Annotated in this window: 15 protein-coding genes; 8 read left to right on the top strand and 7 right to left on the bottom strand. The window is 59.8% G+C overall.

All coding sequences use genetic code 11. The features are described 5' to 3' along the window. Window positions 1-70: 70 nt before the first annotated feature. The 4 genes from proS to ACMX25_RS28150 form a co-directional block, all read right to left on the bottom strand. Window positions 71-1,609, bottom strand: coding sequence for a proline--tRNA ligase (proS, locus tag ACMX25_RS28165; protein ID WP_414953325.1), 1,539 nt, complete (start codon window positions 1,607-1,609; stop codon window positions 71-73). A gap of 233 nt (window positions 1,610-1,842) precedes the next feature. Continuing rightward, window positions 1,843-2,583, bottom strand: a complete 741-nt coding sequence (locus tag ACMX25_RS28160) for a hypothetical protein (RefSeq protein ID WP_414953274.1) — start codon at window positions 2,581-2,583, stop codon at window positions 1,843-1,845. Between the two features lie 83 nt (window positions 2,584-2,666). After that, the gene (locus ACMX25_RS28155; RefSeq protein WP_414953273.1) at window positions 2,667-3,095 is read right to left on the bottom strand and encodes a hypothetical protein; all 429 of its coding nucleotides are present in this window, start codon (window positions 3,093-3,095) and stop codon (window positions 2,667-2,669) included. 35 nt (window positions 3,096-3,130) lie between these two features. Continuing rightward, the gene (locus ACMX25_RS28150) at window positions 3,131-5,476 is read right to left on the bottom strand and encodes an EAL domain-containing protein (RefSeq protein ID WP_414953272.1); all 2,346 of its coding nucleotides are present in this window, start codon (window positions 5,474-5,476) and stop codon (window positions 3,131-3,133) included. A gap of 542 nt (window positions 5,477-6,018) precedes the next feature. Here ACMX25_RS28150 and phnC point away from each other — a divergent pair. The 3 genes from phnC (at window position 6,019) to phnE (ending at window position 8,784) form a co-directional block, all read left to right on the top strand. Then, window positions 6,019-6,918, top strand: coding sequence for a phosphonate ABC transporter ATP-binding protein (gene phnC, locus ACMX25_RS28145; protein WP_414953271.1), 900 nt, complete (start codon window positions 6,019-6,021; stop codon window positions 6,916-6,918). Between the two features lie 64 nt (window positions 6,919-6,982). Beyond that, window positions 6,983-7,954 carry a phosphonate ABC transporter substrate-binding protein gene (phnD, locus tag ACMX25_RS28140; RefSeq protein ID WP_414953270.1) on the top strand — a complete coding sequence of 324 codons (972 nt, stop codon included), beginning with the start codon at window positions 6,983-6,985 and terminating at the stop codon, window positions 7,952-7,954. Window positions 7,955-8,049: 95 nt separating this feature from the next. Further along, complete coding sequence (phnE, locus tag ACMX25_RS28135; RefSeq protein WP_414953324.1) at window positions 8,050-8,784, top strand: phosphonate ABC transporter, permease protein PhnE; 735 nt, start codon at window positions 8,050-8,052, stop codon at window positions 8,782-8,784. 35 nt (window positions 8,785-8,819) lie between these two features. Here phnE and phnN read toward each other — a convergent pair whose 3' ends face one another. From phnN to phnF, 3 genes are read right to left on the bottom strand one after another with little or no spacing between them, the layout of a single operon-like run. Then, a complete protein-coding gene (gene phnN, locus ACMX25_RS28130) occupies window positions 8,820-9,371 on the bottom strand; it encodes a phosphonate metabolism protein/1,5-bisphosphokinase (PRPP-forming) PhnN (RefSeq protein ID WP_414953269.1) in 552 nt (183 codons plus the stop codon). Further along, a complete protein-coding gene (locus tag ACMX25_RS28125; protein ID WP_414953268.1) occupies window positions 9,368-10,129 on the bottom strand; it encodes a DUF1045 domain-containing protein in 762 nt (253 codons plus the stop codon). Before ACMX25_RS28125 ends, phnN begins: the two co-directional genes overlap by 4 nt. Further along, window positions 10,126-10,884: a phosphonate metabolism transcriptional regulator PhnF gene (gene phnF, locus ACMX25_RS28120; RefSeq protein ID WP_414953267.1), complete on the bottom strand. Its 759-nt coding sequence runs from the start codon at window positions 10,882-10,884 to the stop codon at window positions 10,126-10,128. Before phnF ends, ACMX25_RS28125 begins: the two co-directional genes overlap by 4 nt. Before the next feature lie 217 nt (window positions 10,885-11,101). Here phnF and phnG point away from each other — a divergent pair, with 217 nt between their 5' ends. From phnG to phnK, 5 genes are read left to right on the top strand one after another with little or no spacing between them, the layout of a single operon-like run. Continuing rightward, entirely contained in the window at window positions 11,102-11,602 is a 501-nt protein-coding gene (gene phnG / locus ACMX25_RS28115) for a phosphonate C-P lyase system protein PhnG (RefSeq protein WP_414953266.1), read from the top strand. Next, entirely contained in the window at window positions 11,602-12,267 is a 666-nt protein-coding gene (gene phnH, locus ACMX25_RS28110; RefSeq protein ID WP_414953265.1) for a phosphonate C-P lyase system protein PhnH, read from the top strand. The genes phnG and phnH overlap by 1 nt, the downstream gene beginning before the upstream one ends. Beyond that, on the top strand, window positions 12,267-13,430 hold the full coding sequence (locus tag ACMX25_RS28105) for a carbon-phosphorus lyase complex subunit (protein ID WP_414953264.1): 1,164 nt from the start codon (window positions 12,267-12,269) through the stop codon (window positions 13,428-13,430). Before phnH ends, ACMX25_RS28105 begins: the two co-directional genes overlap by 1 nt. Beyond that, the gene (locus ACMX25_RS28100; RefSeq protein WP_414953263.1) at window positions 13,427-14,296 is read left to right on the top strand and encodes an alpha-D-ribose 1-methylphosphonate 5-phosphate C-P-lyase PhnJ; all 870 of its coding nucleotides are present in this window, start codon (window positions 13,427-13,429) and stop codon (window positions 14,294-14,296) included. The genes ACMX25_RS28105 and ACMX25_RS28100 overlap by 4 nt, the downstream gene beginning before the upstream one ends. Beyond that, entirely contained in the window at window positions 14,293-15,081 is a 789-nt protein-coding gene (gene phnK / locus ACMX25_RS28095; RefSeq protein WP_414953262.1) for a phosphonate C-P lyase system protein PhnK, read from the top strand. Before ACMX25_RS28100 ends, phnK begins: the two co-directional genes overlap by 4 nt. The last annotated feature ends 9 nt before the right edge of the window (window positions 15,082-15,090 follow it).

The following is a 15,090-nucleotide window of genomic DNA, read 5'->3' as shown; positions in this document are numbered from 1 at the left end:
CTCACGCCGATGCGCGTGGCGTCGAGGCATTTTTCTCACGATGAATATGGCAAACATGCCAAGCTTGATCTCAGTAGTTTTTAGCAAAGAGCGCAACGGTGCTTCTGGGTTTGCCGCAGACGACGCATCCTGAGCCGGCGTCTTCGTGCGGCTGATCGAAGGGAAGACATCGGATAGTCACGTTCAAAGCCTCTTTTGCCCAGCTCTCGCAAACTTTGTCGCCGCACCATGCTGCTAACGCGAAACCGCCGCGAGCATCGGTTTGTTGTCCGGCTTGCGGTTTAAAGAAATTCTCGAAGTCGCACTTATTTGAAATCGTGCGCGTGTTTTCAGAGCGAAACTCTCGCGCGCGCTCGAAGCATCCGCGCTGGATTTCGTCGAGCAATGACATGACGGTTTCAGGAAGCTCTGCGAGCGGAACCGATATTTTTTCAGATGATTCACGATCACGGCGCGACAACATGACAGAACCGTTTTCCTTATCCCTAAGACCGATTTCGAGCCGGATAGGAACCCCTTTTTTAATCCACTCCCATTGCTTCTGACCGCCCCGTGATTCGCGGCGATCGATCTCAACGCGAACTCTTCTGTCGACGAAATGCATGGAGTGCAATCGGCTGGCGACGCTATCGATGTATTCATCCACCAAGGCTTTCGTGTCTTCCGAACGATGGATCGGCAAGATAACGACTTGAGCGGGCGCGATGCGCGGCGGCAAGACAATGCCGTCGTCGTCACCATGCACCATGATCAGCGCACCGATCAACCGCGTGGACGTACCCCACGATGTGGTCCAGGCAAACTGCCTGCTGCCTCGTTCACGTCCCTGAAATTCGATGCCCGCCGCCTTGGCGAAATTCTGTCCAAGGAAATGCGATGTCCCTGCCTGCAGGGCTTTGCGATCCCCCATCATCGCTTCAATGGCGTATGTATCGACGGCGCCAGGAAAGCGCTCACTGTCGCTTTTTACGCCCCGGATGACCGGTATTGCCAGATAGTCTTCAACAAAGCGCGTGTAGATATCGAGCATGCGGGTGGCCTCTTCGCGCGCTTCGGATTCCGTCTCGTGCGCGGTATGTCCTTCCTGCCACAGGAATTCGCTAGTGCGCAGAAACAGGCGCGTGCGCATTTCCCAGCGGACTACATTGGCCCATTGATTGATCAGCAAAGGCAGATCGCGATAACTCTGGATCCATTTGGCGAACATGACCCCAACGATCGTTTCGGACGTGGGGCGAATGATCAGCGGCTCCTCAAGTTCGGCTGCGGGATCAGGAATCAGCGACCCGTCTTCCGCGTGGATAAGCCTATGGTGCGTAACGACGGCACATTCCTTCGCGAAGCCGTCGACATGTTCCGCCTCTTTCTCAAGCAGCGACTTAGGAATAAGCAGCGGAAAATAGGCATTGCGATGCCCCGTTTCCTTGAACATATCGTCAAGCTCGCGCTGCATGTTTTCCCAGAGCGCATGCCCCCACGGCTTGATGACCATGCAGCCCCGAACAGGGGAGTTTTCCGCCAGCTCTGCTGCATCGACTACTTGCTGATACCACTCTGCGTAGTTCTCCGCTCTCGTCGGAGAAATGGCGTTTCTCTTCAGTGTGTTCATCATTCACCTCACTATGGGAAAGAGAAAGAAGGCCTGAAAAATGGCAAAAAAAAACCGCCTCAGAAGGCGGTTTGTTTGAGCAGCATACGGACGCGCGCTAACCCACCGCTGGTGAACCGGTGTAGAAAGCTGGCGGGAGCTGTACGTTGATCTGTTTCATGACTTTATGATCTTTGTTTTTTAAGGCGATGTCAACGGTCAAGGGCCGCAAAAGCGCACAGTGATCCTGATGATCAATCGACCGGACACCATCTGCCAGAATCCGGGCACACGTTGGCCTTTGCGCTGTTCACCCAGATTTGTTCTTGGTCGAGTTGCATCGAGGTCGACGGGTCGACGTCGAAGGCAACCTTAAGCGCGTTCCCAACACGAGTATCTTCAATTGGAAGCTCCCAGGTCAGGAATATCTGCGTGCAATCCCGGTCAGGCGTGAAGTCAGCCACGTTAAAACCGCTGCCGCCGCGTTGGATAACGCCATGAGGCTGGCCGGTGTCGAATATCACGACAGTCCCCCGGGTCAGGGGAATTCGATGGCCCGCGGAGGGGAAATGCAAGTCCAGGCCCTTGTCTTCGCTCATGAAGAGATTGCAAAAGGCCGCGCCGCCATATTGCGCACCGTCATGATGGTACTTGGCTCCGCGGCACGCCATGAGCGCTACGTCGCTTTCTGCAAGCACGTCGCGCAGTCCGAGCGCGCACGTCCAGTCCGACACCGCCTCAACGCAACGCTTGTAGTCCGGCCAGCGCATGAGCGATCTAGCCAGAGGCATTGCTTCGACTTCCCCGGCTTCGAGATCCATGCGCGACGATGTCTCCCGTTCCCAATCTGCAAGCAGACGTGCCGCGGGCACAGGCACGTCGACGGCGCCTGTTAGCACGATGTCGCTTACGCGCCGGCTACGGATGACATCGCCACTCCAGAAATAGGAAGTGAGCAGGTCTCGCACCCGATGCTGTAGAGGAGGGGAATTCATCCAGGGCATTGTAATTGGACTGCGATGCGGAGCGGCGCGCGATGTTCCGTCGTTCGGCGTTGGGCATCTACGGAGGTGGTGCGCTATTGCCCGCGCTTAGGGGGTTGCGGATTGTTCGCCGTATTAGTGTCAATCTTGACTACTCGCTCGATCCCGGTGGCCGCTGCCAGCGCTGACAATTCAGTTTGCAGCAGATCTGCTATCTCTCCGGGATACACCTCTTCGCCCTCTGAATAAACAGTGAAGGACCGAAGATATTTAGCTTTTTTCTCAGGATTTTCGATTGTCTCCTTGGTCCATTCATAAAGCAGATATTTTTCTGGGCCAAGTCTTTTTGCTTCATTGACATAGTCGAAAAATGCGTCGAACTGGCATTTCAACGAGGCGCCATGCCGATGTAGTAAATCACGTAGCGCAGGGGGCATCCGCTGTGGATCTCCACGCAAAATGGCAGCGGTCTCGGGTGAGACCGTGATCCTGATCTGGAATAGCCACGCATCATTCGTCGTCATCGCACTTTCGCCTTTACTCCGCCTTTATTCCGTCATCACTCTGCCGTCGGCCACGCCAAGTGCGGCGACGTCCAGTCAAGTTCACTCCCGACAACCATCACTCGCTCGTCGCACATGAACGCCATGGTCACACCTACCGACGCGCGCCCGCTGGTCAGCGATAAATACGGTTGGCAGAACACAGCCTTTCCCATGTTAGCCACCGCCTTCCAATAATACGGCCGATGATCCCATCGTCCCGATTGCGCCGCGAACAACGGCCCGAGCCGGAAGTCCACGCCCGATTCCGCGTGGCCGGTAATTTCCTGCCCCAAAAGGCGCCCGGTATCGTCGAGGACAAAGCATCGTTTGCACAGGTCCATCTTCGCCATGGGCGCGATGGCGTCTTCCACCGTGGCGCCGTCCGTCAACGCCGCCGCTGCGGGGGTGAGCATGCCGAGATACGGCGCCAACTGCGTTTCGAAGCGCGCGGAGCGCACGGCGCGGCCTTCGGCAATGACATCGAATGCGTGATCGATGCGCCGCGTGACCGCTGCCGCAGAGGGCAGCGTGGCGCTCGGTCTGCCCAGCAAGAACCCTTGAGCAAAATCGACGTTCGATTCCACCGCCAGGATGAGCTCCTCGGTCGTCTCGATCCCTTCCACTACGACCAGCATGTCTGCCCGATGCAGCAGCGAAACAATGGTGGGAAGCAGCGGCTGATCCGAGGCACGGCTCTTCGCGCGAATCAACGCGCCGTCGAGCTTGACGAAGTCGGGCTGGATGCGCAGCAGGCGGTCGAGGTTGGAGTGGCCCGCGCCGAAGTCATCGACTGCAATGAGAAACCCGCAGCCGCGATACCGCCACGCGGCGAGCGCAAGCTCCTCGACGCACACTCCTTCGGACTCGAGAATCTCAAGCACTACTCTGCGAGGATCGAGTCCTGCTTCGAATACGATAGCGGCCAGCGTCTGCTCATAACCCGGCTGGATGAAAGTGGACGGCGCGACGTTCAGGAAGAGCCAGCAGTCATCCGGCAGACGCTTGCGGGCGTTCGCGAGATGGAGATGGTGAGTCAGCGAATCCAGGTCGTTGATACCGGAATTCGATTGCGGAGCAAATAATTTATCGGGCTGCAGCGGCGTGCCATGCTGGTCAAAGCCGCGAAGCAGCGCTTCGAATCCCACCTGCTTCTGATGCGACAAGCTGTACACCGGCTGGTAGTGGGTGAACAAATCGAACGCACCCCAGCGGGTGACAACGACCGGCTCCTCGTCGACCGGAGTCTCAGTGTCTTCATCCAGCGCCGTGGCGCGTACGCGCTCGACCCGCCGCGCTTGCTCGACGAACACCCGGTTATGGCCCGCGTGTTTCGCGCGCAATAGCGCTTCATCGGCACGATCGAGCAGCTCGGTGGCGCTCTCGTTCGGACGGCGATGCGCAACGCCAAAGCTGGCGGTGAGAAAACCATCGGGCCGGAGTATCGATGCAATGAGGATACGAAGCGTGTCGGCCAGCGTGGTCGCGCGATCGGCAGCGTTTGCCTTGATAAGGATCGCGAACTCTTCTCCACCCAGCCTGCCGACCACCGCGTGGGCGGGCACAGCATCGTTCAGGACTTTGGTGACATCCAGCAGCGCTTCGTCGCCTCGCACATGGCCGTACTGGTCATTCAGAGACTTGAAGCGATCGATGTCCAGGAAGATCGCGCTGACGACTTCGTCGTCACCTTTCGTCTCGCTCAGCAGTTGTCCCGCCTGCTCGAGAAAAGCGCGCCGGTTCAGGAGCTGGGTCAAGGGATCGGTTGCGGCGAGCGCCCGCAGTTTCTCTTCGAGCAGGAAATGGTTAAGCCGGAACCAATAAAAGCCGAAATGGAACGCGGTCGCTGTCGGGACGCCAATAGCCACCCACATTGCGCATAAGACATAGTCGTCGTGCGTGAAGGGCGCGGCCATGACGAAGGGCAGCCCGGCGAGGTAGAACGCAATCGTTCCCAGGAGGAAATGCCGCGGCGTCAGCCACAGCGGCGCCGCACAAATAGGGATGACCATGCCGGCGGGCAGCATCCAGAAGAGCGGCTTCTCCACGCCTTCGACATTGATCACAATCCCAATCTGCAGGATTACCACATAGAGCACGCCGATCAGGCCGAACAGGAACGTGGACGGCGCCTTGGGGATCGCCGCGACCAGCAGCAGCAGGGCGACTGCGCATGTCAGGCGCGGCCAGAGCGGTAAGCCGATACCTGTTACGTGGGCGCGGGCGATGACGAAAATCAGGAACGCCACCACGGTAAAAGCCATGGTGACCGTCGATAACGGCCGTTGCTGATCCATTGAACGGCGGTGGAAACATAGCCGAAGCGCAGGCGTGATGGTTGGCGGGAGCAGGGCGTTGAGCATGTTCTCGGGTTAGTTTTAGCAGCCTTATTCGTTGACGATGGCTGTCGGCTGTGTCGGGCCGAATTGTTTGAACTACCGTAGATATTTGAATCGCATGATCCGATTATCGTCGGATGAAACGGATTGTCTTACTAGCCGCGACCTGGCTCAAGCGAATATTTATTCAACCGTATTGTTTTGCCAAATAAAACCATGCGTGCCATTGGACTGGGCTGTCCGGTATCCCAGACAACTCGAAATTGGATTGAATCGGCAATTAAGACCGCATGGTCTGGCCGCAGGGTGTGCGCCGCACAACATGAAGCTCCCAGAAGACTAATCGCGCGGCGATTCCCGCCGCGCCCGAAAAGATTCATACTTTTAATTTGGATTAATCCTGGCAGCTGGTTGCGAGCTGTCAGCGAGCACACGGCCCCGTGTCTCGAACGGGGCAAATTCGTGTATTCATCTAGACGTCTTGCAAGCGTCACCGCGACGTCATGTTGTGTTCCTAGAATCGCTCTCGACGCTGAAAAGCTTTGACACGCGAACGCGAGGACACCATGGATGCAATTCATATTGAACGTCTCTGCAAGACGTTCAATAACGGCCGCAAGGCACTCGACTCCATCGACCTGAAGGTTGCTGAAGGCGAAATGATCGCGCTGATTGGTGCATCCGGTTCAGGGAAGTCCACGCTTTTGCGGCACATCGCCGGCTTTACGGCATCGGACCCGGCGCCCTCGCATGTCACGCTGCTCGGCCGGCCGATCCAGCAAAACGGCAAGGTCGCCCGCGAAGTTCGTCGAATCCGCCGGGATGTCGCGTTTGTCTTTCAGCAGTTCAATCTCGTGGGACGTCTCACCGTGCGCACCAATGTGCTGCTTGGCGCGTTGTCGCGGGTGCCGTTGTGGCGACGTCTTATCGGCCGGTTTCCGCGCGTGGAGCATGAGCTTGCGATGGCGTCGCTCAGCGCGATGGGCATTGGAGATCACATCAACGAGCGCGCCAGCACGCTGTCCGGCGGTCAGCAACAGCGCGCCGCGCTCGCGCGTGCGCTGGTGCAGCGAGCGCGCATTGTGCTCGCCGATGAACCTATCGCGTCGCTCGACCCTGAGTCGTCGCGGCGTGTGATGGAGCTGCTTCAGTCGCTGAACGAGGATCACGGTTTGACCGTGGTGGTGTCCTTGCACCAGATCGACGTAGCGATGAAATATTGCGCGCGTACCGTCGCGCTGCGCGACGGCCGCGTGGTGTACGACGGCCCGTCCGCCAGCCTTACGCCCTCCCTTTTGCGCGACCTTTATGGCGCGGCGGCCGAAGAGCTGCTGACCGACTCGGAGAGCTCGGTGCGCGACGTCGAGAAGCTTGCCGAACGTGCCGTGGATCGGGCGTCTGCGCGCCCGGAAGGTGCGTCGGCCCGCTCAGCCGCGTTCGCGTCGGCGTCGGCCACGAGCTCCTGAACTGCCGCTCTCATTGTGCCTTTGAATCTCCCGCTTTGAACACTCCTAAACCTGGACTTATTCGATGAAATCAGCCCGTTTTCTTCTGGCCGGTGTGGCCCTTGCTGCCTGTTTTGTCACGCAGGCGGTACGCGCTGAAACGCTTAACCTGGGCATTATTTCGACCGACAATTCGTCCGCGCTCAAGCAGCGCTGGCAGCCGCTGATCGACGACCTCAACAAACAGACCGGTCTCGACGTCAAGCCGTTCTTCGCAACCGACTATGCCGGCATTATCGAAGGCATGCGCTTTAATAAAGTGCAGATCGGCTACTTTGGCAACGCCTCCGCGATCGAAGCGGTGGATCGCGGCAATGGCGAAGTGTTCGCGAAGGTGAAGTACAAGAGCGGCGAAGCGGGTTATTACTCGCTGCTGATCACGAACGTGAACAGCAAGTGGAAGACCGTCGACCAGGTGCTAAAAAATACGCACGACATCAACCTCGGTTTCGGCGATCCGAACTCAACCTCGGGCACGCTGGTGCCGTCGTACTACCTGTTCGCGAAGAACGGCATCTCGGTGCGCAGGGACTTCAAGAGCGTGCTGCCGTCGAGCCATGAAGCGAACATGCTTGCTGTGGTGAACAACCGTGTCGACGTGGCGACCAACAACACCGACATGGTCGAGACGCTCAGGCAAAATCACCCTGATCTGCTCAAGCAGGTGCGGATATTGTGGAAGTCGCCGCTGATTCCGTCGGACCCGCTGGTATGGCGTCGTGACCTGCCGCAAGCGACCAAGGACAAGCTGCGTAACTTCTTCGATCACTACGCGCAAAGCGATCCGCGCGAACAAGCGATCATGGCGGGTATCACGGGCCTGTCGGGCTTCACGGATTCCACCGATGCGCAGCTCATCTCGATCCGTCAAATGGCCTTGTTCCAAAAGAAGCAGCAGGTTCAGAACGACGAACATATGTCCGACTCGGACAAGAAATCGCAGATCGCGGCGCTCGATCAGAAGCTCGCGCAACTGGATAGCGTGGCGGCGAAGTGAAACACAACGCCAACGCCTTTTCTCTCGACAGCGCGCGAGAGGGTTCGCTGCCGCTGAAGCTCGAACTAGGGCAGCCCAAGCGAAGCTGGTTGTCCATGTTCGGATGGTTAGTGGTAGTGGCGGTTCTCGGCCTGTCCTGGCGCAGCGCCGACATGCGGCCACTCGATCTCTTCAGCGACTCCGGCAACATGCTGCAGTTCGGCAAGGACTTCTTCCCGCCGGACTTCGCCGACTGGCGCACCTACGTTCACGAGATGATCGTCACGCTGGCGGTGGCTGTATGGGGCACGGCGCTCGCGCTGGTGTGTGCGGTACCGTGCGGCCTGCTGTCGGCATCGAACATTGCACCGATGTGGATCGTCCAGCCCGTGCGTCGCGTGATGGATTCATGCCGCGCGATCAATGAAATGGTCTTCGCGATGCTCTTCATTGTCGCGGTCGGTCTCGGCCCGTTCGCCGGTGTGCTCGCGCTGTGGGTGCATACAACCGGCGTGCTGGCGAAGCTGTTCGCCGAAGCGGTTGAAGCCATTGACGCACGGCCGGCGGAAGGCGTGCGCGCAACGGGGGCAAGCAGTCTTGATGAAGTGCTGTACGGGGTTCTGCCGCAGGTTTTGCCGCTATGGATCTCCTACGCGCTGTACCGTTTCGAATCGAACGTACGCTCGGCGATGGTGGTCGGCATGGTCGGTGCAGGCGGGATTGGCGTTGTGCTATACGAAGCGATTCGCTCGTTTAATTATGCGCAAACGTCGGCCGTGCTGCTGATGGTGATCGTGATCGTCACGCTGATCGACCTGGGGTCCGCGTGGCTTCGTGAGCGTGTGATCTGAGTGTGTTGGCGGGCTCATGCCGGCCAGTTCTTTTTTTACTGCGGTTGACTGATCGTCGCCAGTAGTTGCTGACCCGCTTCGGACAGCAAACCCGAATTATCGATGCTGACAAGACGCGCCTGCTTAGGAAGCGACATGACGGGCTGGCGCGCAAGCCGTGCTTCCATCTGTCGCGAATCTTCGCGGCCGCGCCGCTTGAGCCGCGCTGCCAGAACCGTAGGACTTGCGTGGATGTGGACAAACTGCGTGAACGGATAACGTTCGTGCGCAGCCAATGCATGTTGGCGCGATCCGTTCACCACCACCGGCAACCCGCGCGCGAGCCAGGCATCGATCTCAACGCCAATGCCGTAGTGCAGTCCGAGACTCTCCCAATGCATCGAAAAAACGCCGCTGGCCAGACGCGCGGCGAATTCCTCGTGGCTTAGCGCGACATGATTTTCGCCATCGGAAACGGGACGCGTGATGTAGCGATGCGCGAACATAACCTGCGCGCCGATGCGCTCACGAACGAAGCCGAGCAAGGAGTCCTTGCCGGCACCCGACGGTCCCATTACGTAGATCAGCCGACCGGTTTCGATGCTCATTCAAAGGCCTCGGAGCGGGCATTCCCGAAGGGCAGGCGCTGCCATAATGTGAACGGCGCACCCGGTTGCGGTTGAACAAAGAGCGCCGCCCCATAGAAAGGAAGAGCCCCAAGTGTTTCAGCGCGGGTTTGCCACAGCGAGACAATGGCTGCACGCACGGACGCTGAATCAAGTGCATCGGAAAGCGTCATGTGGAAGCGGAATTCATCGAGCACATAGGGGTAGCCCCATTCATGCAAGAGGGTCTGCTGCCGCTCGCTCAAGTCTGAAGCGAGGCGTCGTTCGGCATCTTCTGCCGAAGCACGTGCACGCAGCGAGTTGAGTGCGTACAGCGCGCTTGCAGCAACGCGGCGGATGGATTCGTCGTCATCTGTACGCGTGGCCCGCAACGCGACGAAGCGGCCCATCTCGACGGCGGAGAGAGGTGCATCGAACCGGGTAACGTGGCTGGCCCACTCGCGCGCCTCCGACAACACCTGCTGCGGCGTAACACCCTCGGCAGTATGAAAAGGCGCGACGAGCGTTCCGTGCCAGCCATATCGGCGTGGTGAGCCGGTCAGCGCGGCAACGGTCTGCCCGAGTGCGGCAATGGCGGCTTCCTCGGGCGTCTCAATCGAACGCCCTGTCTCGGCATCACGGCCAAGCCATTCGCAGCCTGCACGCCACCACGCGGAAGATGCCGCGGGTGCATAGTAAAGCGCGATGCGCGAAGCAGGCGTCCAGGCATCCAGGACGGTGTCGTTCGCTTCGCCGCTCATATACCGTCCTCGACCAGCAATTGCACCCGGTCGGCGGCGAAGTGCGTGATGCCGTACTTGATGGGCACGCCGGCTTCATCGACGTCCACGCTTTCAACCCACATCACCGGTTGCGCGCGATTGATCTGCAAGCGCCGCGCGACGTCCGAGCTGGGCAGGATGCAGCCGATACGGCTCCACTTACGCGTGTAATCGACCACGCCGAATTCCACCAGCGCGGCGCTGACACCTTCCACGCCAGCCAGAATGGCGGGCAGGTCGGTGAAACGCATGGCGGGAAACCAGCTGCGTGCATAGGTCAGCGGCACGTCGTCGGAATCATGCCGCGTCTCGATCTCGTACACGAAAGTCCCTGCGCGAAGGGAGAGCGCTTTCGCGGTCACCGGATCAGCCTTTACTTTCGCGCTGGACAGGACCACGCCCACGGACGCCTGGTTGTTGCGCCGGAGGTTTTCGGTGAAGCGCGTGCGGCGCCCGATCTGATAGTCGATCGCACCGGGCTGCACGAACGTGCCGCGCCCTTGTTCGACGCTGACCAGTCCGGTGGCCGCCAGGCGCAGCATTGCCCGGCGGACCGTGTGCCGGTTGACGTCGAAACGCCGGGCCAGCTCGGCCTCGCTCGGCAGGCGGCCATCTTCGCCGAAACTCTTCGCCGTAATCTCCGCCGAAAGAATCTGTTCGATCTGACGCCATACCGCGACGCCCGCGCCGCGTTCCACGGCCAGGCCCGGCGTGCCAGTTTCGTTAGATGTCATGTCGCTGTCATTCCTGTCGGTTTGAATATCGTTTTCGGCATTGTAGTGCGCCGCCGATGGCGAAAATGTGAAAGCAGGGCGCTTGCGAACAATATTTATCCGGTTGCACAAACGTCTAGACGACCGGATGACTATTCTAGTAGCGTTGAGGCTGGACAGAATGATGAAATCACGGACGCGGCTTGAAGCAAGCGCCCTTTATTGACGAGGTAAGACCATGAGTACATCTGCGCAGACGCCCGCGCCTTCCGGTCCCGCCACGCGGCGGGAGTGGCTGGCCATCCTGGCGCGCACGCCACGGGCCTGCATGAAAGACGCGCTTGATGCGGCGCTGGACGGTGCGTCGCCGCCTGAATTCGACTGGCTGCGCGCACCCGATATCGGTCTCGCGATGGTGCGCGGACGGGTTGGCGGCAGCGGCGACGCGTTCAATCTGGGCGAAGTGACGGTGACGCGTGCCACGCTTCGGCTGCGGGCAGGCGAGGGCCATTCTGCGATACCCGCGGTCGGCATGGCGGTTCATATGGGGCGCGACAAGGAGCGAGCGACGCTCGCCGCGCTGGCGGACGCGCTGCTTCAAACACCTGCATTCGAAGCCCGGATGCAAGAGCACTTGCTGGCGCCGCTCGCGGCGCGCATCGCTGAAAACCGGGCGCAAAAACAGGCTCGCGCCGCAGGTACCAAGGTGGAATTCTTTACGATGGTAAGGGGCGATTGATGTTACCTGACAAGCTTTCAAACAACTTGCGCGGGCCGGACGTCACGAGCATGGACCTCGCGACCCTGACTCCCGGTTTCAACGACACCGTCCATGATTCGCAAGGCGTGTTCCGTGCGTTGCTCGACGCGCTGTCGCGGCCCGGGAAGATTGTTTCGATCGACGCCGTGTTACCCAGCCTCGAGCAGGACGGCGGCGCGGCCGCGGCCCACGTGCCCATGGCCGCGTTCGCTGCGCTGCTCGCATTGGCCGACTATTCGACGCCCGTGCTGCTGCAACATGAGCATCGGGGCTTGAGCGACGCGCTGCGTTTTCATACCGGTGCGCCGCTGACGAACGATCACGCGCAAGCGGTCTTCGCCTATCTGCACGATGCGCAGTCGTTACCGCCGCTGGATGCATTTTCGCTGGGTGATCCGGAGACACCGGAGAGCGCGGCCATGTTGTTCATCCGCGTGGACTCGCTTAACGAGGGCCCGCGAATGACATGGCGCGGCCCCGGCATTCGCGATTCTCAGGCGGTCCATATCGCCGGCGTAGCACCTTCTTTCTGGCATGAGCGCACGTTACTGGCGAGCCAGTTTCCTTGCGGTATCGACTGTTATTTCGTGCACGGCGGATCGGTCATCGGGCTGCCGCGCACCACTCGCGTGGAGGTGGCCTGATGTACGTTGCAGTCAAAGGCGGTCAACGCGCGATCGAACGTTCATGGGACTTACTCGCAGCCAACCGGCGCGGCGATGAAGCTATCGCGGAACTCACTGTCGACCAGATTCGCGAGCAGCTTGGGCTGGCGGTTGCCCGGGTGATGACCGAAGGGTCAGTCTACGACGAAGAGCTTGCTGCACTGGCGATCAAGCAGGCAGCCGGAGATCTGGTGGAAGCCATTTTCCTGCTGCGGGCGTATCGCACGACGCTGCCGCGCTTCGGTTATACGGTGCCGCTCGACACGGAAAACATGCTGGCGGAGCGGCGCATTTCAGCTGCGTTCAAGGACATTCCGGGCGGACAGATGCTCGGCGGCACGTACGACTATACGCAGCGTCTGCTTGATTTCAGCTTACTTGCGGAAGGCGGTCCGCGCGCGTCCAACGTCGGCAGCTCAAAGAAGATTGCACCTGAGCAGGAAGCCATGCCGCGTGTGCTTGCCCTCCTCGACAAGGAAGGGTTGATCGAGCAGGAAAAGATCCACGCGGACGCGCCCGAACCCGGCGATCTCTCGCGTGAGCCGTTGATGTTCCCAGTCGCGCGGCCGGTTCGTTTGCAGAACCTTGCCCGCGCCGATGAAGGTTTCCTGCTCGCCGTCGGCTATGCAACGCAGCGCGGATATGCAAACTCGCATCCGTTCGCCGGCGAGATTCGCTACGGCGAAGTCGCCGTCGAACTGGAGCTTGAAGAGTTGGGATTCGCGGTGGAGATTGGCGATATCGACATCACCGAGTGCCAGATGATCAATCAGTTCGCGGGCAGCGGCGACGTGCCGCCCACCTTCACGCAAGGGTATGGCCTCGCCTTTGGTCACTCGGAGCGTAAGGCCATGGCGATGGCGCTGGTCGACCGTGCATTGCGCGCGCAAGAACTTGGCGAGACCGTTTCATCGCCGACGCAAGACGCGGAATTCGTGCTCTATCACAGCGACAACGTGGAGGCATCGGGCTTCGTGCAGCATCTGAAATTGCCGCACTATGTGGACTTCCAGTCCGAACTCGAATTGCTGCGACGCCTGCGTGCGGGCATCGAGAAACAAGCGCAACGTGAACAGGCTGCTCAGGAAAAACATCAAGCGCATGAACCGCAACCCGAGCCCAGCGAGGAGAACGCCGCATGAACGCGCGTACTGAAGAAAGTGCCATGGCTGAAGGCTATAACTTCGCCTACCTCGATGAACAAACCAAACGCATGATCCGTCGCGCGCTGCTGAAGGCCGTGGCCGTGCCGGGTCACCAGGTGCCGTTTGCATCGCGGGAAATGCCCTTGCCGTATGGCTGGGGAACGGGTGGCTTGCAGGTTACGTCGGCGATCATCGGACGCAGCGACACGCTGAAGGTGATCGACCAGGGATCGGACGAAACCACTAACGCCGTGAATATTCGCCGCTTCTTTGCGCGCACGGCGGGTGTTGCGACCACCACGCGCACGGTGGATGCATCGATTATCCAGACGCGTCACCGGATTCCGGAAACGCCGCTGACAGAAGCGCAGATCCTGGTGTATCAAGTGCCAATGCCCGAGCCGCTATTCAGGCTCGAACCGCGCGTCACCGAGAGCCGCAAGCTCCACGCGCTGGCGGACTATGGGCTGATCAACGTGAAGTATTACGAGGACATCGTGCAGCACGGCAGCATTGCGACCACCTACGACTACCCGGTGCTCGTGAACGATCGATATCTCACGTCGCCATCGCCCATCCCGAAGTTCGATAACCCGAAGATGCACATGAACCCTGCGCTGCAACTTTTCGGCGCGGGGCGCGAACGCCGCATCTACGCGATTCCGCCTTATACGAAGGTACGGAGTCTCGATTTCGAGGATCATCCGTTCACCATCCAGCAATGGAATCACGATTGCGCGTTGTGCGGTTCGCGTGAGAGTTTCCTCGACGAGATGATTGTGGACGACGCGGGTGCACGCATGTTCGTGTGTTCGGACAGCGACTACTGCCAAGAACGCCGCGCAGGTCAGGAGAAAGCATGAACTTATCCACACCCGCACTCCCTCTGCTCACCGGCCGCGGACTGACGAAGCGCTACGACGGCAGCGGCGGCTGTGTCGACGTGGACATCGACATCTATCCGGGCGAAGTGCTTTGCATTGTCGGCGAATCCGGTTCCGGAAAATCCACGCTGTTGAATGCGCTGGCGCTGCGAACTCCCGTGAACGATGGCGCGTTGCACTATCGCACCGTCGAAAATGACGTGCTCGATCTGTTCACGTTGCCCATGGCGCGCAGCCGGATGCTGGCGCGTGCCGACTGGGGTTTTGTCCACCAGAACGCACGGGACGGACTGCGTCACGGCGTGTCGGCGGGGGCGAATATCGGCGAGCCGTTGATGGCGAACGGGGCACGCCACTATGGACGTCTGCGTGAAACAGCCTCGGACTGGATGAATCAGGTTGAACTGGACGCCACACGTATTGACGAATTGCCGTCCGCGTTTTCAGGCGGCATGCAGCAGCGGCTTCAGATAGCGCGCAACCTTGTCACGAAGCCGCGCCTTGTATTCATGGACGAGCCCACAGCGGGGCTGGATGTGTCAGTGCAGGCGCGGCTGCTGGACCTGCTTCGCACGCTGACCGCCAAGCTTCATCTTGCTGCCCTGATTGTCACGCATGATATTGGTGTGGCGCGTTTGCTCGCGCATCGTCTGATGGTGATGAAGGACGGGCGAGTGGTCGAGAGCGGACTGACCGACCAGGTGCTCGATGACCCGCAACATCCCTATACACAGACGTTGGTTGCGTCCGTGCTGCCCGTTTGAGGTACGAGA

This window comes from Caballeronia eucalypticola, assembly GCF_047608185.1.
GTDB lineage: Bacteria > Pseudomonadota > Gammaproteobacteria > Burkholderiales > Burkholderiaceae > Caballeronia.
Note: the sequence above shows the minus strand (reverse complement) of the source record. Positions and strands in the feature narration are given on the sequence as shown.